Genomic DNA, 315 nt, shown 5'->3' with positions numbered 1-315 from the left:
TCAGTCCCTGAAAAATTAGAAGCACTAAAAAACACTTTAGATCAAGCAAACACTCTTAAAACAACTAAAACAAATGATAGAGATACTAAAAAACAAGCTACAGAAAATAAATATACTGAAGCTGAAAATGCCAAAAATGAGGCATTTACAGAAGCAAATGGTGCTGGTGAGGATTCAACTAAATTAGTAGCCGCTTTAGAAAAACTAAGAGCAGCAAAACAAAAAGCAGCTGATGCTAAAACTTTAGCTATTACTAATAAATATAAAGAATATGAAACTAAAGCTGAAGACTTAGAAAAAGAAATTGATGATAAA

Annotated in this window: 1 protein-coding gene; it reads left to right on the top strand. The window is 30.2% G+C overall.

Translation table 4 applies throughout. The features are described 5' to 3' along the window. A partial coding sequence (locus OF364_RS03035; protein WP_263774138.1) for a hypothetical protein occupies positions 1-315 on the top strand: 315 nt, incomplete at both ends.

The organism is Mycoplasma enhydrae (assembly GCF_025779955.1).
GTDB classification, from domain to species: Bacteria; Bacillota_I; Bacilli_A; order Mycoplasmatales; family Metamycoplasmataceae; genus Metamycoplasma; species Metamycoplasma enhydrae.
Note: the sequence above shows the minus strand (reverse complement) of the source record. Positions and strands in the feature narration are given on the sequence as shown.